At 66.8% G+C, this 24,036-nt stretch carries 22 protein-coding genes and 1 pseudogene; 9 read left to right on the forward strand and 14 right to left on the reverse strand.

Features of this window, described 5'->3' with window-relative positions; genetic code table 11:
* Positions 1–3: 3 nt before the first annotated feature.
* The 6 genes and pseudogenes from pyk to EZJ19_RS11770 form a co-directional block, all read right to left on the reverse strand.
* Positions 4–1,434, reverse strand: coding sequence for a pyruvate kinase (pyk, locus tag EZJ19_RS11745; protein ID WP_131447800.1), 1,431 nt, complete (start codon positions 1,432–1,434; stop codon positions 4–6).
* 54 nt (positions 1,435–1,488) lie between these two features.
* Positions 1,489–2,672, reverse strand: a pseudogene (locus EZJ19_RS11750) (phosphoglycerate kinase).
* Positions 2,673–2,779: 107 nt separating this feature from the next.
* On the reverse strand, positions 2,780–3,775 hold the full coding sequence (gap, locus tag EZJ19_RS11755) for a type I glyceraldehyde-3-phosphate dehydrogenase (protein WP_131447802.1): 996 nt from the start codon (positions 3,773–3,775) through the stop codon (positions 2,780–2,782).
* Positions 3,776–3,843: 68 nt separating this feature from the next.
* Entirely contained in the window at positions 3,844–5,832 is a 1,989-nt protein-coding gene (tkt, locus tag EZJ19_RS11760) for a transketolase (protein ID WP_131447804.1), read from the reverse strand.
* A gap of 238 nt (positions 5,833–6,070) precedes the next feature.
* Positions 6,071–6,808 (reverse strand): inositol monophosphatase family protein, encoded by a 738-nt coding sequence (locus EZJ19_RS11765; RefSeq protein ID WP_131447998.1) that lies wholly within the window; start codon positions 6,806–6,808, stop codon positions 6,071–6,073.
* Between the two features lie 64 nt (positions 6,809–6,872).
* Positions 6,873–7,430: a thioredoxin family protein gene (locus EZJ19_RS11770; RefSeq protein WP_131447806.1), complete on the reverse strand. Its 558-nt coding sequence runs from the start codon at positions 7,428–7,430 to the stop codon at positions 6,873–6,875.
* 65 nt (positions 7,431–7,495) lie between these two features.
* Here EZJ19_RS11770 and EZJ19_RS11775 point away from each other — a divergent pair, with 65 nt between their 5' ends.
* From EZJ19_RS11775 to EZJ19_RS11790, 4 genes are all read left to right on the forward strand, one after another.
* A complete protein-coding gene (locus EZJ19_RS11775; RefSeq protein ID WP_131447808.1) occupies positions 7,496–8,227 on the forward strand; it encodes a 16S rRNA (uracil(1498)-N(3))-methyltransferase in 732 nt (243 codons plus the stop codon).
* Positions 8,228–8,328: 101 nt separating this feature from the next.
* Positions 8,329–9,636 carry an amino-acid N-acetyltransferase gene (argA, locus tag EZJ19_RS11780; protein ID WP_240754750.1) on the forward strand — a complete coding sequence of 436 codons (1,308 nt, stop codon included), beginning with the start codon at positions 8,329–8,331 and terminating at the stop codon, positions 9,634–9,636.
* Between the two features lie 70 nt (positions 9,637–9,706).
* Positions 9,707–11,326 carry an ABC-F family ATPase gene (locus EZJ19_RS11785; RefSeq protein ID WP_131447812.1) on the forward strand — a complete coding sequence of 540 codons (1,620 nt, stop codon included), beginning with the start codon at positions 9,707–9,709 and terminating at the stop codon, positions 11,324–11,326.
* 32 nt (positions 11,327–11,358) lie between these two features.
* On the forward strand, positions 11,359–11,781 hold the full coding sequence (locus tag EZJ19_RS11790; RefSeq protein ID WP_131447814.1) for a hypothetical protein: 423 nt from the start codon (positions 11,359–11,361) through the stop codon (positions 11,779–11,781).
* A 63-nt stretch (positions 11,782–11,844) separates the two neighbouring features.
* On the opposite strand, the gene rho is transcribed toward EZJ19_RS11790, so the two are convergent.
* Complete coding sequence (gene rho, locus EZJ19_RS11795) at positions 11,845–13,104, reverse strand: transcription termination factor Rho (RefSeq protein ID WP_131447816.1); 1,260 nt, start codon at positions 13,102–13,104, stop codon at positions 11,845–11,847.
* 103 nt (positions 13,105–13,207) lie between these two features.
* Positions 13,208–13,534, reverse strand: a complete 327-nt coding sequence (gene trxA / locus EZJ19_RS11800) for a thioredoxin TrxA (protein ID WP_131447818.1) — start codon at positions 13,532–13,534, stop codon at positions 13,208–13,210.
* A gap of 111 nt (positions 13,535–13,645) precedes the next feature.
* Here trxA and fdxA point away from each other — a divergent pair, with 111 nt between their 5' ends.
* Complete coding sequence (gene fdxA / locus EZJ19_RS11805) at positions 13,646–13,969, forward strand: ferredoxin FdxA (RefSeq protein WP_131447820.1); 324 nt, start codon at positions 13,646–13,648, stop codon at positions 13,967–13,969.
* A gap of 18 nt (positions 13,970–13,987) precedes the next feature.
* Here fdxA and EZJ19_RS11810 read toward each other — a convergent pair whose 3' ends face one another.
* From EZJ19_RS11810 to EZJ19_RS16460, 6 genes are all read right to left on the reverse strand, one after another.
* Positions 13,988–14,362: a hypothetical protein gene (locus EZJ19_RS11810; RefSeq protein WP_131447822.1), complete on the reverse strand. Its 375-nt coding sequence runs from the start codon at positions 14,360–14,362 to the stop codon at positions 13,988–13,990.
* 57 nt (positions 14,363–14,419) lie between these two features.
* Positions 14,420–15,025 carry a peroxiredoxin gene (locus EZJ19_RS11815; RefSeq protein ID WP_131447824.1) on the reverse strand — a complete coding sequence of 202 codons (606 nt, stop codon included), beginning with the start codon at positions 15,023–15,025 and terminating at the stop codon, positions 14,420–14,422.
* Between the two features lie 156 nt (positions 15,026–15,181).
* The gene (topA, locus tag EZJ19_RS11820; protein ID WP_131447826.1) at positions 15,182–17,665 is read right to left on the reverse strand and encodes a type I DNA topoisomerase; all 2,484 of its coding nucleotides are present in this window, start codon (positions 17,663–17,665) and stop codon (positions 15,182–15,184) included.
* A gap of 20 nt (positions 17,666–17,685) precedes the next feature.
* The gene (locus tag EZJ19_RS11825; protein WP_131447828.1) at positions 17,686–18,147 is read right to left on the reverse strand and encodes a Smg family protein; all 462 of its coding nucleotides are present in this window, start codon (positions 18,145–18,147) and stop codon (positions 17,686–17,688) included.
* Position 18,148: 1 nt separating this feature from the next.
* Positions 18,149–19,228 (reverse strand): DNA-processing protein DprA, encoded by a 1,080-nt coding sequence (gene dprA, locus EZJ19_RS16455; RefSeq protein ID WP_240754751.1) that lies wholly within the window; start codon positions 19,226–19,228, stop codon positions 18,149–18,151.
* Complete coding sequence (locus tag EZJ19_RS16460; RefSeq protein ID WP_131447830.1) at positions 19,225–20,346, reverse strand: LysM peptidoglycan-binding domain-containing protein; 1,122 nt, start codon at positions 20,344–20,346, stop codon at positions 19,225–19,227. Before EZJ19_RS16460 ends, dprA begins: the two co-directional genes overlap by 4 nt.
* Before the next feature lie 91 nt (positions 20,347–20,437).
* On the opposite strand from EZJ19_RS16460, the gene def reads away from it, so the two are divergent.
* From def to rsmB, 4 genes are read left to right on the forward strand one after another with little or no spacing between them, the layout of a single operon-like run.
* Complete coding sequence (gene def / locus EZJ19_RS11840; RefSeq protein ID WP_131447832.1) at positions 20,438–20,941, forward strand: peptide deformylase; 504 nt, start codon at positions 20,438–20,440, stop codon at positions 20,939–20,941.
* Positions 20,938–21,855 (forward strand): methionyl-tRNA formyltransferase, encoded by a 918-nt coding sequence (fmt, locus tag EZJ19_RS11845; protein ID WP_131447834.1) that lies wholly within the window; start codon positions 20,938–20,940, stop codon positions 21,853–21,855. The genes def and fmt overlap by 4 nt, the downstream gene beginning before the upstream one ends.
* Positions 21,856–21,915: 60 nt before the next feature.
* Complete coding sequence (htpX, locus tag EZJ19_RS11850; protein ID WP_131447836.1) at positions 21,916–22,764, forward strand: zinc metalloprotease HtpX; 849 nt, start codon at positions 21,916–21,918, stop codon at positions 22,762–22,764.
* 3 nt (positions 22,765–22,767) lie between these two features.
* Positions 22,768–24,030, forward strand: coding sequence for a 16S rRNA (cytosine(967)-C(5))-methyltransferase RsmB (gene rsmB, locus EZJ19_RS11855; RefSeq protein ID WP_131447838.1), 1,263 nt, complete (start codon positions 22,768–22,770; stop codon positions 24,028–24,030).
* Positions 24,031–24,036 lie beyond the last annotated feature (6 nt).

Consider the following 24,036-nt stretch of genomic DNA (forward strand, 5'->3'; position numbering starts at 1 on the left):
AAATCAATACTTCTTCCGTTCGCCGACGCGAACGATCTTCATCGTGTTGGTGCCCCCCGAGCGGCCGATCGGCTCGCCGATGGTGAGCAGGATCAGGTCGCCGTTGCGCACCGCGCCGCGTCGGCGCAGTTCGTCCTCGGCCTCGGTCAGGAGTTGGTCGCGGTCATGGCTGGAGGGCTTGAAGTTGACCGGGTAGACGCCGCGGTACAGGGTGACCTTGCGGCGAGTCTCCACCTCCGGGGTGAGGGCATAGATCGGTACGTGGGTGCTGATGCGCGAAATCCAGAGCGCGGTGGAACCGGACTGGGTCATGGAGGCGATCGCCTTGACGTTCAAGTGCAGGGCCGTGAACGCGGCCGACTTGGCGATGGCCTCGTCGACGCGCAGGATGTCGGCGTGCTTGCCGCCGAACTGCGGCGTCTCGATCTCCTTCTCGGCTTCCATGCAGACCCGGTTCATGGCCGAGATGGCCTCGACCGGGAACTGGCCGGCGGCCGTTTCCGCCGACAGCATCACCGCGTCGGTGCCGTCGAGCACCGCGTTGGCGACGTCGGAGACCTCGGCACGGGTCGGGATCGGGCTGGAGATCATCGACTCCATCATCTGGGTCGCGGTGATGACCACCTTGTTCTTCTCGCGCGCCATGCGGATCATGCGCTTCTGCAAGGCCGGCACGGCGGCGTCGCCGACCTCGACCCCGAGGTCGCCGCGCGCCACCATGATGGCGTCGGAGGCGTTCAGGATGGAGTCCAGGGCCTCGATGGCCTCGGCGCGTTCGATCTTGGCGACCAGCCAGGCGCGGCCGCCGTGGCTCTGCAGGATCTCGCGCGCCTGCTGGACGTCGGCCGCGGAACGCGGGAAGGACACCGCGAGGTAGTCGGCCTTGAGCAGCGCCGCGGTCTTGATGTCCTCGATGTCCTTGTCGGTCAGCGCCGAGGCGGACAGGCCACCGCCCTTGCGGTTGATGCCCTTGTTGTTGGACAGCACGCCGCCCTGGATGACCTTGCAGGTCACCACGCCGTCCTTGACCTCTTCGACCCACATCTCGACGCGGCCGTCGTCCAGGAGCAGGGTGGAGCCGCGCGAGACGTCGTAGACGAGGTCCTCGTAGTCGAGGCCGACGCGGGTCTGGTCGCCCATTTCGCAGTCGACGTCGAGCATGAAGGTGTCGCCCGGCTGCAGGGTGATCTTGCCGTCCTTGAACTTGCCGATACGGATCTTGGGGCCTTGCAGGTCGACCAGGACGCCGATGGCGCGGCCGCGCGTCTTGGCCAGGGAGCGGACCAGCTCGGCACGCTGGATGTGTTCTTCCGGCGTGCCGTGGGAAAAGTTGAGGCGGACCACATCGACGCCCGCCTCGATCATTTTGTCCAGGACCTTGGGGTCGGAACAGGCCGGACCCAGGGTGGCGACGATTTTGGTTCTACGTAGCATGTTATGTCTTTGAGCAGTGGGTAGGAGGCGTGGGTGTGTCCCACGCCTCACGCGTCAGCTGGCGGCGCGTTTTTCCAGGATGTCCACGGCCGGCAGGGTCTTGCCTTCCAGGTATTCCAGGAAGGCGCCGCCGGCGGTGGAAATGTAGGACACCTTGTCGTAGATGTCGTACTTCTGGATGGCGGCAATGGTGTCGCCACCACCGGCCAGGGTGAATGCCTGGGTCTCGGCGATGGCCTTGGCGATGGCCTTGGTGCCTTCGCCGAACTGATCGAATTCGAACACGCCGACCGGGCCGTTCCAGACCACGGTCCCGGCCTTCATGATGATGTCGACCAGTTCCTGGGCGGACTTGGGGCCGATATCGAAGATCATGTCGTCGTCGGCCACCGTGCCGGCGTCCTTGAGGACGGCGGGTTCGTTGGCGTCGAACTGCTTGCCGCAGACCACGTCGACCGCGACCGGGATGGTGGCGCCGCGCGCCGACATCTTGGTCATCAGGGCCTGGGCGGTCGGGATCAGGTCGTTCTCGCACAGCGACTTGCCGACGTTCTTGCCGGTGGCGGCCAGGAAGGTGTTGGCGATGCCGCCGCCGACCACGAGCTGGTCGCACTTCTCGGCCAGGGCTTCCAGAACGGTCAGCTTGGTGGAGACCTTGGAACCGCCGACGATGGCGACCATCGGGCGGGCCGGGTGGGCCAGGGCCTTGCCCAGGGCCTCGAGTTCCTCGCTCACCAGCATGCCGGCGCAGGCGACGGGCGCGAACTGGGCGACGCCGTAGGTGGTGCCTTCGGCGCGGTGTGCGGTACCGAAGGCGTCCATGACGAAGACGTCGCACAGGGCGGCGTATTTCTTGGCCAGCTCCTCGTTGTTCTTCTTCTCGCCCTTGTTGACGCGGCAGTTCTCCAGCAGGACGACCTCACCCTCGGCGACGTCGAAACCGCCCTCGACCCAGTCCTTGATCAGGCGCACGGGCTTGCCCAGCTTGGCGGACATCACTTCGGCCACGGGGGCCAGGGAGACCTCGGGGTCCATTCGCCTTCGGTCGGGCGGCCCAGGTGGGAGGTGACCATGACTTTGGCGCCGGCTTCCAGGGCGTGCTTGATGGTCGGCATGGACGCGGTGATGCGGGCGTCGGAGGTGACCTTGCCTTCCTTGACGGGAACGTTCAGGTCGGCGCGGATGAAGACTCGCTTGCCCTTGAGGTCGAGGTCGGTCATGCGCAGGAATTTGGCCATTTGGTTCTCCTTGGATCAGTAAGCGGTAAGGACTGGGGAGGCCCAGGCCTTACGACTCACGCGACCGGCCGGGGTTTCCCCCGGCCGGCACACGTTCATGGATGCGATCAGGCGACGTGCTTGACCAGGCGCAGCATGTTGCAGGTGTAGCCGTACTCGTTGTCGTACCAGGTCACGACCTTGACGAAGGTGGAGTCGATGGCGATGCCGGCACCGACGTCGAAGGTCGACGGCGCGCTGCAGCCGACGAAGTCGGTGGAGACGACCTTGTCCTCGGTGTAACCCAGGACACCCTTCATGGCGCCTTCGGAGGCGGCCTTCATGGCCTTGCAGATGTCCTCGTAGCTGGCTTCCTTGTCCAGTTCGACGGTCAGGTCGACCACGGAGACGTCGGAGGTCGGGACGCGGAAGGCCATGCCGGTCAGCTTCTTGTTCAGGCTGGGAATGACCTTGCCGACGGCCTTGGCGGCGCCGGTGGAGGACGGGATGATGTTTTCCAGGATGCCGCGGCCGCCGCGCCAATCCTTCTTGGACGGGCCGTCGACGGTCTTCTGGGTCGCGGTGGCGGCGTGCACGGTGGTCATCAGGCCACGCTTGATGCCCCAGTTGTCGTGCAGCACCTTGGCCACGGGAGCCAGGCAGTTGGTGGTGCAGGAGGCGGCCGAGACGATGGCCTGGCCGGCATAGGTGTCGTGGTTGACGCCGTACACGAACATCGGGGTGTCGTCCTTGGCGGGGGCCGATTGCACGACCTTCTTGGCGCCGGCGGCGATGTGGGCCTGGCAGGACTCGGTGGTCAGGAAGAAGCCGGTGCAGTCGATGACGATGTCGGCGCCGACTTCGTTCCACTTCAGGTTGGCGGGGTCCTTCTCGGCGGTCAGGCGGATGGTCTTGCCATTGACGACCATGTTGCCGCCGTCGACGGAGATCTCGCCGCTGAAGCGGCCGTGCACGGAGTCGTACTTCAGCATGTAGGCCAGGTAGTCAGGCTCGAGCAGGTCGTTGATGGCGACGATCTCGATTTCCGGGAAGTCCTTGGTGACCGCGCGGAAAACCATGCGACCGATGCGACCGAAACCGTTGATACCGACTTTGATAGACATTCTTATTACTCCTTGCGATAAAAAACCGAGCTGGCTGGGGCCGGGGCCCCGCCGGGCTTCACTATAGCTTATTTCAGCTTTTCGACCGTCTTGATGACATTGGCGACGGTGAAGCCGAATTCCTTGAACAGTTCGCCGGCCGGAGCGGACTCGCCGAAGCGGTCCAGGCCGATCACGGCGCCGCGCAGGCCGACGTACTTCCACCAGCCGTCGGTGACGCCGGCTTCGATGGCGACCTTGTGCACGCCCGGCATCAGGACGCTGTCCTTGTAGGCCTGGTCCTGCTTGTCGAACACGTTGGTGGAGGGCATGGACACCACGCGGGTGTGCTTGCCGTCGGCCTTCAGCGTTTCCTGGGCCTTGAGCGCCAGCTCGACTTCGGAGCCGGTGGCGATCAGGATCAGGTCGGGCTTGCCTTCGCTGTCGGAGAGCACGTAGCCACCCTTGGCGATGTCGGCGATCTGGGCCTCGCTGCGCTTGATGAACGGCAGGTTCTGACGCGACAGGATCAGGCTGGTCGGGCCGTCCTTCTTCTCGACGCCGGCGATCCAGGAGACCAGGGTCTCGGTGGTGTCGCAGGGACGCCAGACGGTCATGTTCGGGATCATGCGCAGGGTGGCGGTCTGCTCGACCGGCTGGTGGGTCGGGCCGTCCTCGCCGAGGCCGATGGAGTCGTGCGTGAACACGTAGATCACGCGCTGCTTCATCAGGGCGGACATGCGCAGGGCGTTGCGGGCGTATTCGGAGAACATCAGGAAGGTGCCGCCGAAGGGCAGCAGGCCGCCGTGCAGGGCCATGCCGTTCATGATGTGGCTCATGCCGAATTCGCGCACGCCGTAGGAGATGTAGTTGCCGCCCGGGTTGCGGTGCAGCGGATGGCAGCCCGGCCAGTTGGTCAGGTTGGAGCCGGTCAGGTCGGCGGAGCCGCCGACGCGCTCGGGCAGGGTGGCGACCAGGCGCTCGATGGCCAGGGCGGAGGCCTTGCGGGTGGCCACGGTCTCGGCCTTGTCGAGGGTGGTCTTCATGGCGCTGGCGACGCGCTCGCTCCAGTCGGCGGGCAATGCGCCGGACATGCGGCGGGTGAACTCCGCGGCCTCGGCCGGGAAGGCCTTGGCGTATTCGGCGAACTTGTTGTTCCAGAGGTTCTCCAGGCCTTCGCCCTTGGTCTTGGCGCTCCAGCCGTCATAGACGTCGGCCGGGACCTCGAAGGGCGGGTGGTTCCAGCCGATGTGCTGGCGGGTGGCCTCGACTTCGGCCTGGCCCAGGGCGGCACCGTGCACGTCGTGGGTGCCTTCCTTGTTCGGGGAACCCTTGCCGATGATGGTCTTGCACTGGATCAGGGTGGGCTTGTCGGTGGACTTCTTGGCCTGCTGGACGGCGGCCTCGACGGCCTCGAAGCTGTGGCCGTCGACATTGCGCACGACGTTCCAGCCGTAGGCCTCGAAGCGGCCGGCGACATCCTCGGTGAACCAGCCGTCGGTGTGGCCGTCGATGGAGATGCCGTTGTCGTCCCAGAAGGCGATCAGCTTGTTCAGCTTCCAGGTGCCGGCCAGGGAGCAGGCCTCGTGCGAGATGCCTTCCATCATGCAGCCGTCGCCCAGGAACACGTAGGTGTTGTGGTTGACGATGTCATGGCCGGGCTTGTTGAACTCGTGGGCCAGCAGCTTTTCGGCCAGCGCCATGCCGACGGCGTTGGTGATGCCCTGGCCGAGCGGGCCGGTGGTGGTCTCGACGCCCGGGGTGTAGCCGTACTCGGGGTGGCCCGGGGTACGGGAATGCAGCTGACGGAAGTTCTTGATGTCGTCGATGGAGACGTCGTAGCCGGTCAGGTGCAGGAGGGCATAGACGAGCATGGAGCCGTGGCCGTTCGAGAGCACGAAACGGTCGCGGTCGGCCCACTTCGGGTTGGCCGGGTTGTGGCGCAGGTGATGGTTCCAAACCACTTCGGAGATTTCGGCCATGCCCATGGGGGCGCCGGGGTGGCCGGATTTAGCCTTTTCGACGGCATCCATCGCGAGGGCGCGGATGGCGTTAGCAAGGTCGGTACGGGTAGCCATATTTGTTATTTCCTCGAGAGACTAAAGAAACCGGGAGGCCCAATGCGGGCACAAGGCCTCCGATTATGTCGTAGTGGAAGTTGCCTGGGCAACACGGCGAAGCGCCCCGGAATCCGCGCCGGGCCGGCCGATCAGGTCGCTTCCCTTGCCTGTCGCGGCTTCCGGCCGGGTGGTCGGAAAAATTAAAATGTTTTTATAAGCTGCGTTGCCTTGTTTATTGACCAGGTTTTTGGTAGGGCTATTGGTGCGGGCGGGCGGCCAGCCAATCGCGCCATTGGGCATGCAGCTCCGGCGTGCAGGCGGCCACGGCCGAGCGCGACCAGGGGGCGCCGGACCAGAACTCGGCCCCGTCCAACTGGCTCACGCGGCCGCCCGCCTCGGTCAGGATCAGGGCGCCGGCCGCGTAATCCCACAGTTTCTGGCCGCCGTGCAGGTAGACGTGCAGGCGCCCGGCCGCCAGGTAGCACCAGTCCAGGGTGCTGGCGCCCAGGTTGCGTTGCGAGCTGTACGGGTGCTCGGCCGCCAGGCACCCGGCCAGGGCGCGCGGGATGCGTTTGAAGTCCACCCCGGCGATGCTCCGTTCCAGTCGCTCCGGGACGCTCTTCAGCGGCAGGCGGTCGCCGTCCACGAAGGCGCCGGCGCCGGCCTCGGCATAGAAGCACTCGTCGGCCTGGGGGTCGTAGACCACGCCCAGCAGTGGCCGGCCCTGCCTGAGCAGGGCCACCGACATGGCGAAGAAGGGCATGCCGCTGACGAAGTTGGTCGTGCCGTCGATCGGATCGACGCACCAGAGGCCGTCATGGCCTTCCTGCCAGAGGCGCTTATGGGCCGCGTCGTCCATCTCCTCGCCCAATACCGGGTAGGGCTCGATGGCGCGCAGGCGCTCGATGAGGGCATTCTGGGCCGCCAGGTCGGCCTCGGTGAACAGGCTGCCGTCGTCCTTGCGGGCGTGCGCCACCTTGAGGTAGCGCGGCATGACCTCCGCCCGGCCGACCGCGCGGACGGCATCGATGACGGCGGCGAGACGCGGCGTCACGCCGTCATTCCCCGCGCCACTTGATCGAGCAGCCCATGCTGGGGATCTGCCCGGCCGGCCCGCGGCCGGTTTCGGCGACCTGCTTCATGGCCTCGAAGAGGTCGCGCCGGGCATCCTCCGGGGCGGTTTCCTTGCGCGACTCGTCGAGGCGGCCGCGGTATTGCAGTTCCAGCTTGCCGTTGAAGCCGAAGAAATCGGGGGTGCAGACGGCGCCGTAGGCCTGGGCGACGGCCTGGCTCTCGTCGATCACGTAGGGCATCGGGAAGGCCAGCTCGGCGGCCACCCGCTGCATGTTGGCAAACGAGTCCTCGGGATAGTCGGTGGGATCGTTGGCCATGATGGCGATCGCGCCGACACCCAGGGCGCGGAGGTCGTCGACGTCGCGCACGATGCGCCGGATCACCGCCTTGACGTAGGGGCAATGGTTGCAGATGAACATCACCAGGACGCCGTTCGGGCCGGTGACGTCCGCGAGGCGGTAGCGCCGGCCGTCGACGCCGGGTAGGTCGAAATCGGGGGCGGGCCAGCCGAAATCGCAAACCGGGGTTTCCATGCTCACCATCGTGACGGACCTCTCTTGGCGCGTTTCGGTCGATAATAACACCGTATCCCGAGCCGACGCCGCCCATGCCGATCCCCCGTTTCCACTGCGCCATGCCGTTGCCCCCGGGGCGGCGGGTGGCCTTGCCCGATGCCGTTGCCCGCCATGCCGTCGGAGTCCTGCGCCTGCGCGACGGCGACGACGTAATCCTGTTCAACGGCGACGGCAGCGAGTGCCTCGGCCAGCTGATCCGGACCGGCAAGGGCGCCGAGGTGGACCTCAAGGCGACCTGCGCGCCGGCGCGCGAATCGCCCTTCGCCATCACCCTGGTGCAGGGGGTGTCGAGCGGCGAACGCATGGACTACACCTTGCAGAAGGCGGTCGAGCTGGGCGTCACGCGCATCCAGCCGATCATGATGAAGCGGACCATCGTGCGCCTCGACGAGGACAAGCGCGTGAAGCGTCGCCAGCACTGGCAGGGCGTCGTGATCGCGGCGTGCGAGCAGTGCGGCCGCAACCACCTGCCCGAGGTCGACCCCATCCTGGACTTCCACGAATGGCTGGCCACGGCGAGCGCCCGCGACGGCGTGCGCCTGCTGCTCGATCCGGAGGCCAGCCAGCGCCTGCGCGAGTTGCCGGCGCCGGCCGGCGCCGTCACCCTGCTGGCCGGTCCGGAAGGCGGCTTCGACCCGAACGAACGGGAAATGCTGCGCCGGCTCGGCTTCCTGCCCATGTCCCTGGGGCCACGCATACTGCGTACCGAGACCGCGGCGATCACCGCCATGGCGGTGATCCAGGGCCTCTGGGGCGACATCTGAAAGCCGTCGGGATGGCGCCGCGCGGCAGCGATTTTCGGCATAATCCCGGCAACGCCCAACCGACGCGTATCGCCATGCCAGCAGCCCCAGGCCTTACCGACATGTCCGGCTTCGTGGACTGGTTCCGCGCCGCCGCACCCTACATCCACGCCTTCCGGGGCAAGACCTTCGTCATCGCCTTCGGCGGCGATGCCATGCTGCGCGAGGACTTCGTCGACCTGGTCCACGACATCAACCTGCTGCACGCGCTCGGCGTGCGTCTGGTCCTGGCCCACGGCGTCCGGCCCCAGGTCGAGGAGCGCCTGAGCGCGTCCGGCTCCGAGCCGCAATACGTGCAGGGCAAGCGGGTCACCGACGCCGATACCCTGGAGCACGTCAAGGACGCCGTCGGTTCGGTGCGGGTGGACATCGAGAGCATGCTCTCGGTCGGCCTGCCCAATACGCCCATGGCCGGCGCCGAGATCCGCGTCGCCTCGGGCAACTACGTCACCGCCCAGCCGGCCGGGGTGGTCGACGGGGTCGACCTGCTGTTCACCGGCGAGGTGCGCAAGGTCGCCGCCGACGCCATCCGGAGCCGCCTGGACGCCGGCGAGATCGTCCTCGTCTCGCCGATCGGCTATTCGCCCACCGGCGAGGTGTTCAACCTCACCCTCGAGGAGGTGGCGACCGCCGCGGCGATCGACCTGAAGGCCGAGAAGCTGGTCTTCATACTCGACCATGGCCGGACCGAGGATGCCCGCGGCCGCCCGGTCAACCGCCTGACCGCCGGCCAGGCCCTCAAGCTGGTCGCCGACCTGCCCGAGGGCGACATGAAGCTGTACCTGCCGTATGCCGCCCGGGCCTGCAAGAAGGGCGTCGCCAAGGCGCACCTGGTCAGCGCGGACGTCGACGGCGCCCTGCTCATGGAGCTGTTCACCCACGAGGGCGTGGGCACCATGGTCACCCGGCAGTCGGTCGAGGTGATGCGGGCGGCCAGCATCGACGACGTCGGCGCCGTCATGCAACTGATCGAGCCGCTCGAACAGGCCGGCATCCTGGTGCACCGGCCGCGCGAGCTGCTGGAGCAGGAGATCGAGCGCTTCATCGTCGCCGAACTGGACGGCCGCCTGATCGGCTGCGTCGCCCTGTATCCCTTCCCGGATGCCCAGGCCGGCGAGATGGCCTGCCTGGCCGTGCACGCCGATTTCCAGGGCGGCGGCCGCGGCGAGGCGCTCATGCATGCGGTCGAGGATGCCGCGCGCGAGCAGGGCCTGACCCGGCTGTTCGTGCTCACCACCCGGACCGCGCATTGGTTCATCGAGCGCGGTTTCGTACTCGGCGGCCCGGACGATCTGCCGGCGGCGCGCAAGGAGATGTACAACTGGCAGCGCCGCTCCAAGGTGCTGGTGAAGACGCTCGCCGCCGCCTGACGACGAGCGGGCGGGGAAGCCGCCCGGCGATCGGTTAAAATGCCCGGCTGATCGATTCGAGGTTCCAGCCGTGCTCACCGCATCCAACGTCACCATGCAATTCGGGGCCAAGCCCCTGTTCGAGAACGTCAACGTCAAGTTCGGCGAAGGCAACCGCTACGGCCTGATCGGCGCCAACGGCTGCGGCAAGTCGACCTTCATGAAGATCCTGTGCGGGGTGCTGGAGGCGACCGCCGGCAACGTCTCGAAGGACCCCCACGAGCGCATGGCCTACCTGCGCCAGGACCAGTTCGCCTACGAGGACATGCGGGTGCTCGACGTGGTCATGATGGGCCACGAGGAACTGTGGACCTGCATGACGGAGAAGGACGCCATCTACATGAACCCGGAGGCGACCGAGGACGACTACATGCACGCCGCCGAGTTGGAGGCCAAGTTCGGCGAGATGGGCGGCTACGATGCCGAGGCGCGCGCCGGCGAGCTGCTCCTGGGCGTGGACATCCCGGTCGACAAGCACCAAGGCCCGATGCGCGAGGTGGCGCCGGGCTGGAAGCTGCGCGTCCTGCTCGCCCAGGCCCTGTTCGCCGACCCGGACATCCTGCTCCTGGACGAGCCGACCAACAACCTCGACATCAACACCATCCGCTGGCTGGAGGACGTCCTCAACCAGCGCAACTCGACCATGGTGATCATCTCCCACGACCGCCACTTCCTGAATCAAGTGTGCACCCACATGGCCGACCTGGATTACCAGACCCTCAAGGTCTACCCGGGCAACTACGACGACTACATGGAGGCCTCGACCCAGGCGCGCGAGCGCCAGCAGGCCGCCAACGCCCGCGCCAAGGAGAAGATCGCCGACCTGCAGAACTTCGTGCGCCGGTTCTCGGCCAACAAGTCCAAGGCCAAGCAGGCCACATCGCGTCTGAAGCTGATCGACAAGCTGAAGCCGGAGGACGTCAAGCCGTCCTCGCGCCAGTACCCTTGGATTCGCTTCGAATACGACGACAAGGAGAAGCTGCACCGCCTGGCCTGTGAGATCGAGAACCTGACCTTTGGCTACGACCCGGCCCAGCCGATCATCAAGAACTTCACCTACACGGTCGACGCTGGCGACAAGATCGCCGTCATCGGCGAGAACGGCGTCGGCAAGACCACCCTGATGAAGCTCCTGGTGGGCGAACTGACGCCCCAGGGCGGCCACGTCAAGTGGGCCGAGAAGGCCAAGCTGGGCTATTACGCCCAGGACCACTCGGACGACTTCGCCAGCGACCTCAACCTGACCGACTGGATCAGCGGCTACGTGCGCGAGGGCGGCTACGAGGGCGACGACGCCGAGACCCTGCTGCGCGGCACCCTGGGCCGGCTGCTGTTCAAGGGCGACGAGGTGAAGAAGGCGGTCAAGGTGATCTCCGGCGGCGAACAGGGCCGCATGCTGTTCGGCAAGCTCATGCTTCAGCGCAAAAACGTCATGCTCATGGACGAGCCGACCAACCACCTCGACATGGAGTCGATCGAGTCGCTCAACAACGGCCTGGGCGACTTCACCGGCACCCTGCTGTTCGTCTCCCACGACCGCGAGTTCGTGTCCTCGCTGGCCAACCGCATCATCGAGATCAGGCAGGACGGCCGCATCGTCGACTACCGCGGCACCTACGACGAATACCTGGCCAGCCAGGGCATCGAATAGAATCGGGCCATTCCATCGGCGCAGGAGGCACCATGAAACCGTCCGCATCCGTCCTGTTGCTCGCCGGCGCGCCGGTCCTCCTGGCCGGCTGCGTCCAGGACACCGCCTCCTACATGATCGACGGCGACCGCAACCATTCGATCATGGTCATGCGTTCCCAGGACCTGCCCTGGGGCGACGTCAGCCTGGCGGTCACGGCGGCGCGCCAACCCGACTGCCTGGGCGGCCTGGACATCAAGGGCGTGCCGCGCAATGCCGAACTGGTCCTGCACCAGGCCCCGCCCGACTACGCCGAGCCGATCTACATCCTCACGGTCGGCAAGGACGACTACGCGGTCAGCACGCAGTCCTGCCGGGTGCAGAAGTTCGCCCAGGCGCCCGCCGATGCCGGTCCCGAGATCGGCCGCTTCAAGGAAGTGGACGGTACCCTGGAATACGTCGCGGCGGCCAAGTAGGCACGCTGCAGGCAACAAAAAAGCGCGGGGCCGGCCCGCGCTTTTTTGTTCGCCGGTGCGCGACTAGCCGCGCCGCATGCTGTCGAAGAAGCCCGCGTTGTCCTTGGTCGCACGCACCTTGTCGAGCAGGAATTCCATCGCGTCGAGGTCGTCCATCGGGTAGAGCAGCTTGCGCAGCACCCAGATCTTCTGCAGCAATGCCGGCTCGATCAGGAGTTCTTCCTTGCGGGTGCCGGAGCGGTTGACGTTGATGGCCGGGTAGACCCGTTTCTCGGCCGAACGGCGGTCGAGGTGGATCTCCATGTTGCCGGTGCCCTTGAATTCCTCGTAGATCACGTCGTCCATGCGGCTGCCGGTGTCGATCAGGGCGGTGGCGATGATGGTCAGGGAACCGCCTTCCTCGATGTTGCGGGCGGCGCCGAAGAAGCGCTTCGGCTTCTGCAGGGCGTTGGCGTCGACGCCGCCGGTGAGCACCTTGCCGGAGGCCGGCTGCACGGTGTTGTAGGCGCGTGCCAGGCGGGTGATGGAGTCGAGCAGGATGACCACGTCCTTCTTGTGTTCGACCAGGCGCTTGGCCTTCTCGATCACCATCTCGGCGACCTGGACGTGGCGGCTGGCCGGTTCGTCGAAGGTGGAGGCGACCACTTCGCCGCGCACGGTGCGCTGCATCTCGGTCACTTCCTCGGGACGCTCGTCGATGAGCAGGACGATCAGCACCGCGTCCGGGTGGTTGGCGACGATCGAGTGGGCGATGTGCTGCATCATCACCGTCTTGCCGGTCTTCGGCGGCGCCACCAGGAGGCCGCGCGAGCCCTTGCCGATGGGGGCGACGATGTCGATGATGCGGCCGGTCAGGTTCTCCTCGGCCTTGATGTCGCGTTCCAGGCGGAACGGCTCGTTCGGGAACAGCGGCGTCAGGTTCTCGAACAGGATCTTGTGCTTCAGGGCCTCGGGCGACTCGCCGTTGACCTTGTCCAGCTTGGTGATGGCGAAGTAGCGCTCGCCGTCCTTGGGGGTGCGGATCTCGCCCTCGATGGTGTCGCCGGTGTGCAGGTTGAAGCGGCGCACCTGGGACGGCGAGATGTAGATGTCGTCCGGGCTGGCCAGGTAGGAGGTGTCGGCCGAACGCAGGAAACCGAAGCCGTCGGGCAGGATTTCCAGCACGCCGTCGCCGTTGATCGTCTCGCCCTTCCTGGCCATGCTCTTCAGCAGGGCGAAGATCAACTCCTGCTTGCGCATGCGGTTGGCGTTCTCGATGCCGTCGGCCTCGGCCATCTCCAGCAACTGGCTGACGTGGTATTGCTTCAATTCGGATAAATGCATGGTACGGACTTGGGGTGTGCGGCGGCGCTATGGCCGCGGATCCTGCTCGGGGAGGGGGTGAGCGCCCGGCGGGACCGCCGGGCGGCACGAAGACTAGCGAAACTTAGATGTTGCTGTCAACAAAGGCGGTCAACTGGGACTTGGACAGGGCGCCGACCTTGGTCGCCTCGACGTTGCCGTTCTTGAAGATCATCAGGGTGGGGATGCCGCGGATGCCGTACTTGGGCGGGGTCTGCTGGTTCTCGTCGATGTTCAGCTTGCATACCTTCATCCGTCCCGTGTACTCCTTCGCCACTTCGTCGAGGATGGGCGAGATCATCTTGCAAGGGCCGCACCAGTCAGCCCAGTAGTCCACGAGCACCGGGGTCGGGCTTTGCAGGACTTCCTGTTCGAAAGTGTCGTCGGTGACGTAATGGATATGCTCGCTCATGGAATGATCCTCGTGCGGAATGTAGGTAGGGGTATAAGGGGCGTCGGCGCTGAATTGGCCAAACCGGGAAACGTCGCTATGCTAGCGAAAAAGCCCGAGTGAGGAAAGCGCATGGCCTACGTCGTCACCGAGAACTGCATTCAGTGCAAATACACCGATTGCGTCGAGGTTTGCCCGGTCGATTGTTTCCACGAGGGCCCCAATTTCCTGGTCATCGACCCCGACGAATGCATCGACTGCACCCTGTGCGTGGCGGAGTGTCCGGCCGAGGCGATCTTCGCCGAGGACGACCTGCCCGAGGACCAGCGCCGCTTCATCCAGATCAATGCCGAACTGGCCAAACTGTGGCCGACCATCGTCGAGAAGAAGGCGGCCTTGGCCGACGCCGACGCCTGGAACGGCAAGCCCGGCAAGGCGGCGCAACTCGAGAAGTAGGCGCGCCCGGCGGGCTGGCTAACGCCAATCCGCCAGGAGGGCCTGCAACGCCGCTTCCTGGACCGGCACCGGCAATGCCGCATCGATGTGGAAACGCTGGCTGACCTTGTCCAGGGCAGCCTGGTGGATGGGGTCGTAGTACACCACCACCTTCACGTCGGGCATGGCCTGCAGGGTGGCCAGGAGGGATTCCAGGTTGCTGACCCGGTCGCGGAAGTCCGGCTGGTAGAAGAAGTCGGCCGCCACCACCCGGGGCCGGTTCTTGCGTAGCCAGGCGATTGCCTTGCGCACCATGAACTCGTTCTGGACGGCGTAGCCGGCGGCCTCGTAGACGGCCTTCAGGCGGTTGTGGGCGAGGAACTCGACGACCGCGAGCAACGGGGGTTTTTCCATCGTCATCACCAGAAAAAAGGGGGCTCGCGCCCCCTTTTCGTCTGCCTGGGGCAGGGATTACAGCTTGTCGGCGTTGTTGGCCAGGTATTCGGCGACGCCGTCCGGGGTGGCCTTCATGCCGGTGTCACCCTTCTTCCAGCCGGCCGGGCAGACTTCGCCGTGCTCTTCGAAGAACTGCAGGGCATCGACCATGCGCAGCATCTCGTCGACGTTGCGGCCCAGGGGCAGGTTGTTGACGACCTGGTGCTGGACCATGCCGGATTTGTCGATCAGGAAGGAGCCGCGGAAGGCGACGTTGCCGTCCGGGGTCTCGACGTCGAAGGCCTTGCAGATGGCGTGGTTCAGGTCGGCGACGAGGGTGTAGCCGACGGCGCCGATGCCGCCCTGGTTGACCGGGGTGTTGCGCCAGGCGTTGTGGGTGAAGTGGGAATCGATGGAGACGCCGATCACTTCAACGTTGCGGGCCTTGAATTCGTTCAGGCGGTGGTCGAAAGCGAGCAGTTCCGACGGGCAGACGAAGGTGAAGTCCAGCGGGTAGAAGAACACCACGGCGTACTTGCCGGCGGTGGCCTGCTTGAAGTTGAAGTTGTCGACGATCTCGCCGTTGCCGAGTACGGCGGCGGCGGTGAAATCGGGTGCTTGCTTGCCAACCAGTACAGCCATTTTCAATTCCTCTCGAGTGCTAATTAGTGGGAAATAAAGCCTTTCGGCCTCCCCGCCGGCAGGCCTTTGGGTGATCGGGGCAACCCCAGTCAGAGATGCAATTTACTAGACTATCGTGAAGTTTTGAAGCGCCCGGGCGCGGTGGCGGCGCCGCCGTCAGCTGGCCTTGCGGGCACGGGCCGGCTTCTTGGCCGGACCCTTCTCGGCCTTGGCGGCGAGCAGGGCGAGCGCCTCGTCCAGGCTGATCGCATCCGGGTTCATGTCCTTGCGCAGGGTGGCGTTGAGCTTGCCATGACTGACGTAGGGACCGTAGCGGCCATCCCTGACCGTGACCGGCTGGCCGTCGGCCGGGTGCTTGCCCAGCTCGCGGCCGGGGCTGGCGGCGCCCCGTCCGGCCGCCGGGGCGGCCAGGACTTCCAGCGCCTGGGCGAGATCAATGGTGTAGACGTCCAACTGCTTCGGGATCGACTTGAACTTGCCGTCGTGCAGCAGGTAGGGACCGAAGCGGCCGGTGTTGGCGACGATGGCCAGGCCACTGGTCGGATGGTGGCCGAGCTCGCGCGGCAGGGACAGCAGCCGGAGCGCCGTGGCCAGATCGGCCGCCTCGACGGGTTGGTCCTTGGGCCAGGAGGCACGCTTGGGCTTGGGCGCCTTCTTGTCTTCCGGCATGTCGCCGACTTGGACGTACCAGCCGAAGCGGCCGTTGAGCAGCTTGATCGGCAGGCCCGTGGCCGGGTCGTCGCCCAGGACGATGTCCTCGCCCGGGGCCGGCTGGTCGCCGAACGGCCGCGTGTAGTCGCACTCGGGGTAGCCGGAACAGCCGATGAACAGGCCACGCTTGGATGATTGCAGGAGCAGCGGCTTGCCGCACTTCGGGCAGGCCTCGTCGACCGGGCAACCGCGCTCCACCTTGGCCTTGGCGTCGAGTTCGCCGGAGAACTGGCCCCAGAACTCGCCCATGACCGGTATCCAGTCGCGCTCGCCGTTGGAGATTTCGTCCAGCTCGTCCTCGAAATGCGCGGTGAAGTCGTAATCGACGTAATCGTGGAAGTGCCGGGTCAGGAAGCAGTTGATCAGGCGTCCGATCGGGGTCGGCTTGAAGCGCTTCTTGTCGAGCACGGCATAGGCGCCGACGTTGTCGCGTTCGTGCAGCAGGGTGGAGATGATGCTGGCATAGGTCGACGGCCGGCCGATGCCGTGCTCTTCCAGGGTCTTCACCAGGCTCGCTTCGGAGTAGCGCGGCGGCGGCTGGGTGAAGTGCTGCTCGCCATAGAGCCGGTCGACCGGTACCGTCTCGCCTTCCGCGAGCGCGGGCAGCCTGGCCTCGTCCTCGGCGCCGGTCGGTTCGTCCTCGTCCTCCTTATATACGGCCAGGAAGCCGTCGAAGGCGATGGTCTGGCCGTTGGCCCGGAACAGGTTCCGCGGCGATCCGACGGCGATGTCGACCGCCACGGTGTCCAACTCGGCGGCGGCCATCTGGCAGGCGAGGGCCCGCTTCCAGATCATCTCGTAGAGCTTGAACTGCTCCTGCGAGAGATGTTCCCGTACGCTCTCCGGGGTGCGCGCGATGGCGGTCGGCCGGATCGCCTCGTGTGCCTCCTGGGCATTCTTGGCCTTGCTGCGGTAGACCACGGCGGACTTGGGCAGGTAGTCGGCGGAGAAGTGCTTGCCGATGTACTGGCGGATGTCGGCGACGGCCTCCTGCGACAGGTTGACCGAGTCGGTACGCATGTAGGTGATGAGGCCCACCGCGCCCTTGCCGGCGTCGATGCCCTCATATAGCTGCTGGGCCACGCGCATGGCGCGCTCGGCTGAGAAGCCGAGCTTGCGTACCGCCTCCTGCTGCAGGGTGGAGGTCGTGAACGGCGCCGCCGGCTGGCGCTGGCGGCGCTTCTTTTCCACCTTGACCACCTGGCCTTCCGAGGCCTGGTTCAAGGCGGCGATGATCGCGTTGCTGCGCGCCTCGTCGGCGACCGAGAACTGCTGGATCTTCTCGCCGTCGAACTGGGTCAGGCGGGCGGCGAACTTCTGCTTGCCCTTGTGGGAATCGAGATGCAGGGTCCAGTACTCGCGCGCCTGGAACTTCTCGATCTCCTCCTCGCGTTCGACGATCAGACGCAGCGCCGGGCTCTGCACGCGGCCGGCGGACAGGCCGGGGCTGATCTTCTTCCAGAGCAGCGGCGACAGGTTGAAGCCGACCAGGTAGTCGAGCGCCCGGCGCGCCTGCTGAGCGTTGACCAGTTCCATGGCGACGTTGCGCGGATTGGCCACGGCCTCCTTCACGGCGCGTTCCGTGATCTCGTAGAACACGACGCGCTTGGCCGGTTTCTTGTCGAGCAGCTTGCGGGCGTTGAGGATCTCGGTGAGGTGCCAGGCAATGGCTTCGCCTTCCCGGTCCGGGTCGGTTGCGATCAGGACTTCGTCGGCTTTCTTCACCGCCTTGGCGATCGCCTCGACGTGCTTGGCGTTGCGCTCGATCAGCTCGTACTTCATCGCGAAGCCCTTGTCGGGCTCCACCGAACCGGTCTTCGGGGTGAGGTCGCGGACGTGGCCGTAGCTGGCCAGGACCTCGTAATCGCCGCCCAGGTATTTCTTCAGCGTTTTCGCCTTGGACGGCGACTCGACGATGAGGAGTTTCATGTTGGAGTGGAAACGCTCAGTCAGTGCAGGGTGGGCTGCCAGCCATCCTCGTCGGCGCGCACCAAGTCTTCCAGCCAGATGGCGTCACCCGGGCCGTTCAGGCGCGAAATGGCGAGCAGGGTGATCCATTTGATCTTGTCGGCACTGACCTCCTGGTCTTCCAGTGCGAGTGCCTGTTCGATGACCCATTCCCGGGCATGGCCGGGCAGCAGCTCGGCGCTTTCCAGGTGGATCAGGAAACCGAGGCCGTCCGGATGCAGGCGGCGGGATTCCTCGTCGGTATAGCAACGGCTGCCGGGGCCGCTATCAGCCGCGGCGGCCATCGGTTCGAGTTCGTCCAGGGCCGCGAGCCAGTTCAGCGCCCGGTCGATATCCTCGCTCTCGAAGCCGACGGCAGCGAGTTTGCGCGACAGGGTCTCGGCGTCCGGATGGAGATCGGCGACCAGATAGTTGTCGTATAGGTAGAGGAGGATGTCGAACATATTAAAAGATTCGCTGATAAAGACCGCCCGGCAGAACCGCCACGCGACCTTCCATTTCGTGCGTGAAAAGCATGGCCGAAAGGCTATCCACCGTCAAGCCGGCCCGCGTCGCCAATTCGTCCAGGCTCACCGGCGCGGTGCCCATCAACTGGAGCAGGGGGTCGTCGCCGGCGCCGGCGTCGGGATGACCGGCGAGTTCGAGTGCCCAGGGCAGATTCAGTTCCTCGAGGATGTCGGCGGCCGACTCGACCAGCTTGGCCCCCTGCTTGATGAGCTGGTGGCAGCCCTTGGCCATGGGCGAATGGATGGAGCCGGGTATGGCGAATACCTCGCGGCCCTGCTCGGCCGCCAGGCGGGCGGTGATCAGGGAGCCCGACTGGGGCGCCGCCTCGACCACCAGGACGCCCAGGGCCAGGCCGCTGATGATCCGGTTGCGGCGCGGGAAATGGCCCGGTTTGGGCGGCGTGCCGAGGGGGAACTCGGACACCAGCGCGCCGGCCGCCGCGAGTCGGTGGGCGAGGGCGCGGTTCTTGGCCGGATAGACCCGGTCCAGCCCGGTGCCGACCACGGCGACGCCGGTGCCGTTGCCGGCCAGGCCGCCTTCGTGGGCCGCGCTGTCGATACCCTCGGCGAGGCCGCTGACGACGGTCAGGCCGGCCTCCGCCAGGGTCCGGGCGAAGGCCTCGGCGTCGCGTCGGCCCTGGGGCGTGGCGTTGCGGCTGCCGACGACGGCGACCATGGGCCGGCGCAGGATGTCGGGATCGCCCTTCAGGTACAGCCACATGGGCGGGTCGGGCAGGCCGCGCAGGGTGTCCGGGTAGGCCGGGTCGGTCCAGGTGATCAGGTGGGCATCCGGCGCGGCCAGCCAGTCCAGGCTGGCGCGATGCGCGTCCGGGTCAGGCGGTTCGGCGAGGGCGGCGGCGATCCGGTCGCCGACCAGGGGACGCAACTGCGCCCGGCCGGCCGCGAAGATGCTGGCCACGTCCGGAAAGGCGTCGAGCAGGCGACGGGCGGTGTCCGGGCCCAGCCCCGGCACCGCCGCCAGGGCGAGCCAGGCCAGGACGTCCGGACCGGTATTCAAGGATTGCGGACGTGGTCGAGCAGGTAGATCGGGTGGGTGGATTCCATGACCAGGGCATAGGCCACCCGGTCGAACACCCGGTAGATCATGACCAGCCCGGTGCGCTCGTCCGGCAGTTGGGTCGGTTTGTCGGGCATCTGCTCGGCGCCGGAGTTGTTGAACTCGGCGAAGACGGCGTTGTTGCCGCGTTCGTTCATGCCGTTGAGGTAGCCGTCCTTCGGGGTCAGGGCGCGCTTGAGACCCAGTTTGCTGCCGGGGTGGAAGACGGCCAGGACGTCGCCGGGGACGAGGCCGTCGGTCTTGCCCTTGTTCAGGATGACGGTCGAGTAGCGGCCGGTGACCTGGTCGCTCTTGACGGTCAGGATGATGCGGCCGTCGACGGTCTTGGCCGGGGCGTGCGGTTCGAAATCGAGCTTGTCGGCAATGACGGCCGGGATCAGATGGTCGCCCATCTGGATCTCGCTTTCCGACGTGGTGACCTCCAGCTTGGCCGGGTTGCCCTTGGTCATCACCTGGGCATCGCCCAGGTAGGTGACCTCGTGGGCGAGCACTTCGCCGGAATCCGGATCCTTGAGCGGCGTGCCCAGGCGGACGACATGCCATTTCATCACGTCGCCGGTGATCTCGTCGGCGTAGATGCGGTCACCGGTGCCCGCCAGCACGCGGCCGCCCTCGCTGGCGATCAGCTTGGGTGCTGCGGCCAGGTCCTTGGCGTCGGCGAGCATGGGCCGGCGCAGGAAGGCCTCGACGGTGGCGTAGGGGATGGGTGGGATGGCGTCGCGTTCGGTGATCGGCTCGACGTGCACGGTGGGCGACAGCTTGACCGTTTCCATCTTCGCCAGGCGCGGTCCGTCGGGAGTCATGACCAGGTAGATGACGTCGCCCGGGTAGATCAGGTGCGGGTTCTTGATATGGTCGTCGTTGACATGCCAGAGTTCGGGCCAGAGCCAGGGCGACTTGAGAAACTTGGCGGAGATGTCCCACAGGGTGTCGCCCTTGACCACGACGTGGCGGTCGGGGGCATCCTCGCGCAGCTTGACCACATCGGCCGTCGCCGGGACCGGCAGAGCCATGGAAAGGGAGATGCCCAGCGAGACGATCAAAGCCAGTGTGCGCATGGTCACAACCTCAGTATGAAGGGCCCGCAGCGAACCCGGATATAATTAAGCCAATGTAAACTTAAACCAATTTGTGAATCTTTGCATCTAAATGGCTCTACTTAAAATCCTCCAATACCCGGACAAGCGCTTGCACAGGATCGCTGCGCCGGTCCCGGTGGTGGACGACGAAATCCGCCAACTGGCGGCCGACATGGCGGAAACCATGTACGCCGCCCCGGGCGTCGGTCTGGCCGCCACCCAGGTCGACCGCCATATCCGGCTGATCGTGATCGACGTCAGCGAGGCGAAGGACCGCTTGCTGGTCCTGATCAACCCGGTGATTCTGGAAAAGGACGGCGAGTCCGTGCACGAGGAAGGCTGCCTGTCGGTGCCGGGCATCTACGAAAAGGTCACCCGCGCCGAGCACATCAAGGTGCGCGCCACGAACCTGGCCGGCGAGACGGTCGAGTTCGAGGCCGAGGGCTTGCTGGCGATCTGCGTCCAGCACGAGATGGACCACCTGGAGGGCAAGGTGTTCGTCGAATACCTGTCGCGCCTGAAGCAGGATCGCATCCGGTCCAAACTGCTCAAGCAGCAGCGGGAAACGATGTGAGGCTGGTCTTCGCGGGTACCCCGGAGTTCGCCGCCCGGGCCCTGGCGGCGTTGATCGCCGCCGGACACGACATCCCCCTGGTGCTGACGCAGCCGGACCGGCCGGCCGGCCGCGGCATGAAGCTGCGCATGAGTCCGGTCAAGGAACTGGCCCTGCGCCATGGCCTGGCCGTCGCCCAGCCGGACAGCCTGAAGACCGAGGCGGCCCGCCAGGTCATCGCCGACGCGGCGCCCGAGGTCATGGTGGTGGCCGCCTACGGCCTCATCCTGCCGCAGGCCGTGCTCGACATGCCGCGCCTCGGCTGCGTCAATATCCACGCCTCGCTGTTGCCGCGCTGGCGCGGCGCGGCGCCGATCCAGCGCGCCATCGAGGCGGGCGACGCCGAGACCGGCATCACCCTCATGCAGATGGACAAGGGGCTCGACACCGGCGCCATGCTCGCCCGGCATCCCCTGGCCATCGCCCCGGACGACAGCGCGGCCAGCCTGCACGACAAGCTCGCCGAACTGGGTGCCGAGGCCATCGTCGCCTTGCTGCCCGGGCTGGCGGCCGTTGTCGCCGCGCCGCAGGACGACGCCCTGGCCTGTTATGCCGCCAAGATCGGCAAGGACGAGGCGCGCCTGGACTGGAGCCTGCCGGCGGCCGTGCTGGACCGCCGCGTCCGCGCCTTCAATCCGTTCCCGGGCGCCGCCTGCCAGCTCGGCGGCGAGCCGCTCAAGATCTGGCGTGCCCGTCCGGCGCCGGGCGGCGGCCGGCCGGGCGAGATCCTGGCGGTCGGCCCGGATGCGCTCCGGGTCGCCTGCGGCGTGGGCGCCCTCGACCTGCTCGAGCTCCAGAAGGCGGGCGGAAAGCGTCTCCCGGTTGCCGCCTTCCTGGCTGGCAACCCCCTTGCACCCGGGCAAAGCCTGGGTTGAATTTTTCCCGGCCGGCGGCATCTTATGTGCCGGTGTGACTGACCTGATCCGGAACTCATCATGTTGAACAACTGGCTGAAAACCACCCTGCTGATGGCCGCCATCATGGCCCTGTTCGGCGCCGTCGGCATGCTGCTGGGCGGCGCCCAGGGCATGCTCCTGGCCTTGCTGTTCGGGGGTGCCATGAACGTGTGGGCCTACTGGAACTCGGACAAGATGGTCCTGCGCATGTACAACGCCCACGAGGTCGACGCCGGCAGCGGCGGCGAGTTCTACGCCGTCGTGCGTGAACTGTCCCAGCGCGCCGGTCTGCCCATGCCGCGCGTCTACATCATCGACGAGGCGCAGCCGAACGCCTTCGCCACCGGTCGCGACCCCGAGCACGCCGCCGTGGCGGCCACCACCGGCATCCTGCGCATGCTGTCGACGCGGGAGCTGCGCGGCGTCATGGCCCACGAACTCGCCCACGTGCGCCATCGCGACATCCTCATCTCGACCATCTCCGCCACCGTGGCCGGCGCCATCTCCACCCTGGCGCAGTTCGGCATGCTGTTCGGCGGCGGCGATCGCGAGCGCCCCAACATCGTCGTCCAGCTGGCCGTGATGTTGCTCGCGCCCCTCGCCGCCATGCTGATCCAGATGGCCATCTCGCGTTCGCGCGAGTTCGGCGCCGACCGCGGCGGTGCCGAGATCTCCGGCGACCCCGAGGCGCTCGCCAGCGCCCTGCGCAAGATCGAGGCCTACGCCCGGGGCACGCCCATGGAAACCGCCGAGATGCATCCGGAGACCGCCCAGATGATGATCATCAACCCGCTCTCCGGCGGTGACCTGCAAGGCCTGTTCCGCACCCACCCCGCCACCGAGGAACGCATCCGCCGTCTGCTCGAACTGGCCCGCGGCGGCGCCTGACCGGTGGCCTCGGCACGTGCCCTGGCGGCCGACCTGGTCAACCAGGTGCTGCTCGACGGCCGCAGCCTGACCGCGGCCCTGGAGGCGGTCAGGCCGGGCGCCGACGCGCGCCGTCTGGCCGACGCCCAGGACCTCGCCTACGGGGTGCTGCGCCATCTGGGCCGCCTGCGCTTCTACCTGCGTCGGCTCACCGGCCGGCCGGTCGAGCCGGCCGAGCTGGCCGGCTATTTCCTCGTCGCCCTTTATGAACTCGCGGACCGCGACACCCCCGCCTACGCGGCCGTCAACGAGGCGGTGTCGCTGGTTGGCCGGCTGTACCCGCGGGCGCGCGGCTTCGCCAACGGGGTCCTGCGCAACTTCAGCCGCCGGCGCGCGGAACTGGAGGCCGCCGCGGCGACCGATCCGGAGGCGCGCTGGGATTTCCCGCGCTGGTGGATCGACAAGTTGCGCGCCGACTACCCGGCCGCCTGGCAGGGGGCGCTGACCGCCATGAACGGCCATCCGCCCATGACCTTGCGGGTCAATCGCCGGCGCCTGGACGTCGCCGCCTACGAGGCCTTGCTGGCCGAGGCCGGCATGGCTGCGCGCCGGACCGGGGCGGCGGCCCTGACCCTGGCGCAACCGGTCCCGGTCAGCGAACTGCCCGGCTTCGCCGACGGCCTGGTCTCGGTCCAGGACCTGGGCGCCCAGCATGCCGCCGCCCTGCTCGACTGCGCCGACGGCATGCGGGTGCTCGACGCCTGTGCCGCGCCGGGTGGCAAGACCGCGCACCTGTTGGAGGGCCACGACCTCGACCTGGTCGCCCTCGATCTGGACGGCGAACGTCTGCGCCGGGTCGAGGAGAACCTGCGCCGCCTCGGCCTGGCCGCCATCCTGCGCGCCGCCGACGCCGGCCGGCCGGCCGACTGGTGGGACGGCCGGCCGTTCGACCGCATCCTGCTCGACGCGCCGTGCACCGGTTCCGGCGTCGTGCGCCGGCATCCGGACGGGAAATGGCTGAAACGTTGCGAAGACGTGACCGACCTGGCAGGTCGTCAGGCGCGCCTGTTGGATGCCGTTTGGCCGCTGCTTCGCCGAGGTGGTAAATTGCTTTACGCAACTTGCAGCCTGTTTCCCGAGGAAAATGGTCGCCAGGTCGAAGCCTTCCTGGCCGGACACGAGGATGCCCGACCGGAAACGACCGGTGTGCCTGGTGAGGAAGACGGGCAGCTATTACCGGATGGCGACCACGACGGCTTCTTCTATGCCCGCATTGTCAAGACGTGACTTCCT

Origin of the sequence: Parasulfuritortus cantonensis, from assembly GCF_004337445.1 — a bacterium.
Classification (GTDB): Bacteria; Pseudomonadota; Gammaproteobacteria; order Burkholderiales; family Thiobacillaceae; genus Parasulfuritortus; species Parasulfuritortus cantonensis.

Excerpts from the sequence above, each read along its gene's own strand:
- pyk (WP_131447800.1), bottom strand. The coding sequence starts at position 1,434 with ATGCTACGTAGAACCAAAATCGTCGCCACCCTGGGTCCGGCCTGTTCC.
- gap (WP_131447802.1), bottom strand. The coding sequence starts at position 3,775 with ATGTCTATCAAAGTCGGTATCAACGGTTTCGGTCGCATCGGTCGCATG.
- tkt (WP_131447804.1), bottom strand. The coding sequence starts at position 5,832 with ATGGCTACCCGTACCGACCTTGCTAACGCCATCCGCGCCCTCGCGATG.
- EZJ19_RS11765 (WP_131447998.1), bottom strand. The coding sequence starts at position 6,808 with ATGCCGCGCTACCTCAAGGTGGCGCACGCCCGCAAGGACGACGGCAGC.
- EZJ19_RS11770 (WP_131447806.1), bottom strand. The coding sequence starts at position 7,430 with ATGGTGAGCATGGAAACCCCGGTTTGCGATTTCGGCTGGCCCGCCCCC.
- EZJ19_RS11775 (WP_131447808.1), top strand. The coding sequence starts at position 7,496 with ATGCCGATCCCCCGTTTCCACTGCGCCATGCCGTTGCCCCCGGGGCGG.
- argA (WP_240754750.1), top strand. The coding sequence starts at position 8,329 with ATGTCCGGCTTCGTGGACTGGTTCCGCGCCGCCGCACCCTACATCCAC.
- EZJ19_RS11790 (WP_131447814.1), top strand. The coding sequence starts at position 11,359 with ATGAAACCGTCCGCATCCGTCCTGTTGCTCGCCGGCGCGCCGGTCCTC.
- rho (WP_131447816.1), bottom strand. The coding sequence starts at position 13,104 with ATGCATTTATCCGAATTGAAGCAATACCACGTCAGCCAGTTGCTGGAG.
- trxA (WP_131447818.1), bottom strand. The coding sequence starts at position 13,534 with ATGAGCGAGCATATCCATTACGTCACCGACGACACTTTCGAACAGGAA.
- fdxA (WP_131447820.1), top strand. The coding sequence starts at position 13,646 with ATGGCCTACGTCGTCACCGAGAACTGCATTCAGTGCAAATACACCGAT.
- EZJ19_RS11810 (WP_131447822.1), bottom strand. The coding sequence starts at position 14,362 with ATGGAAAAACCCCCGTTGCTCGCGGTCGTCGAGTTCCTCGCCCACAAC.
- EZJ19_RS11815 (WP_131447824.1), bottom strand. The coding sequence starts at position 15,025 with ATGGCTGTACTGGTTGGCAAGCAAGCACCCGATTTCACCGCCGCCGCC.
- topA (WP_131447826.1), bottom strand. The coding sequence starts at position 17,665 with ATGAAACTCCTCATCGTCGAGTCGCCGTCCAAGGCGAAAACGCTGAAG.
- EZJ19_RS11825 (WP_131447828.1), bottom strand. The coding sequence starts at position 18,147 with ATGTTCGACATCCTCCTCTACCTATACGACAACTATCTGGTCGCCGAT.
- EZJ19_RS16460 (WP_131447830.1), bottom strand. The coding sequence starts at position 20,346 with ATGCGCACACTGGCTTTGATCGTCTCGCTGGGCATCTCCCTTTCCATG.
- def (WP_131447832.1), top strand. The coding sequence starts at position 20,438 with ATGGCTCTACTTAAAATCCTCCAATACCCGGACAAGCGCTTGCACAGG.
- htpX (WP_131447836.1), top strand. The coding sequence starts at position 21,916 with ATGTTGAACAACTGGCTGAAAACCACCCTGCTGATGGCCGCCATCATG.